Below are 1,363 nucleotides of genomic sequence, written 5' to 3' on the forward strand. Positions count from 1 at the left end.
CTGTTTAAGCCTAGCCAAAAATGCTTCTTGATAACGCAGAGAAACATGCTCGATAACTTGGTTCCAAAGTGAATGCGTTGGATAAACGATGTCTAAAGTAAAGCCATATGCATAAGTTCGTACATAGTGTTTCATGAGTGCTTCCTTTGTTTGAGTCGTTATCAACAAAATAAAACACGAAACTTAAGAAACTCTTAAGAAATGAAAACTTGATCAACAATAATTCTGAAATCTAAACCTTTGTACCAACGCGATACGATACATTGTAGTGGTACATTAAATTTCGCCACTTACTTCTAACTCCACCTCACGATGGCCTCCCGAATACTTCCAATGTAACAAGGCGTGTAGATGACTTTCACCGCTTACAGATCACAAATAAGAATGCTTGCTAAATTAGCGATCATTAGGAGCTAAAAATGAGGCCACAAACCGCGATTTTGTATTTAAAATTGAGGTATCTTGTTACAGCCAATTGAAATGACAATAGAATCTGATACGGTTCTTATTTATAAAGATTATTATTTAAGCTCTAACTAAAAATGATATTTGCAAAAAAAAGTCTGTAGCTTAATAATTGATATAGTTCTATAGTATGTAGGATAATATACAATGAGAGATTCAAATTCTACAAAACATTATGATATTGGTGATGTAGTTATGGTTGGAGTTATCATAGCCGTAGTTTGTGGCCTATCATTATATATTACAAGTTTCATTTATGGTTTATCAGTATTTGACACTTTATTTCTTACACTAAAAATTCCTATTTGGTTGGTGCTGATTTTTATTTTCACCGTTATACCTTTTTACACACTATCATTTTTTAACAAAAATAAAAAAGAGCATATTATAAGTGGTATCGGTAAAGGGTATTATTTCGGAATTAATTGGGAATGGAGTTATTTGTATTATAATGATAATTACATTCCATATGTATTTAAGCCAATCTGCCCCAAATGTCAGCATGAAATGTGCCAGATATCTTCTTCAAAAGATGAATATTTGCAATTTAAATGTTCTTCTTGTGATGATATAACATCTAATGTTATACACACAGATAATAATGAACTTGATGATTTTATGGGAACAGTAGTTAGCTCATCGAAGAAATCAGAAACTAGATAAAAGATTAACGGGCTATCGATACCTAAGATGATAGATTATTAATCAATACTTTTCCTCATATGCTTTGAGCTTTGTTTCGAACTTAAGTAATGTTCACTTCAAACTGCTATTGATTAATATGCTCACGGTTTCCAAATTTCTTAATTCCGGCTATGGCCGTCTTTTTGCGCTTAGCACTCATAGCCAAAGCATCAATTCTACGCATAATTAACTGATCAATCGAGCCGTTAGCATT

Annotated in this window: 1 protein-coding gene; it reads left to right on the forward strand. The window is 32.4% G+C overall.

Annotation, left to right across the window (positions count from 1 at the left end; translation table 11 throughout):
• Nucleotides 1–612 precede the first annotated feature (612 nt).
• Nucleotides 613–1,128 (forward strand): hypothetical protein, encoded by a 516-nt coding sequence (locus tag I3255_RS14365; protein ID WP_106340274.1) that lies wholly within the window; start codon nucleotides 613–615, stop codon nucleotides 1,126–1,128.
• Nucleotides 1,129–1,363 lie beyond the last annotated feature (235 nt).

This window comes from Psychrobacter sp. Ps6 (assembly GCF_022129235.1).
Classification (GTDB): domain Bacteria; phylum Pseudomonadota; class Gammaproteobacteria; order Pseudomonadales; family Moraxellaceae; genus Psychrobacter.

Bases quoted from the DNA above. Each gene is read 5' to 3' on its own strand.
- I3255_RS14365 (WP_106340274.1), top strand. From the start codon at position 613: ATGAGAGATTCAAATTCTACAAAACATTATGATATTGGTGATGTAGTT.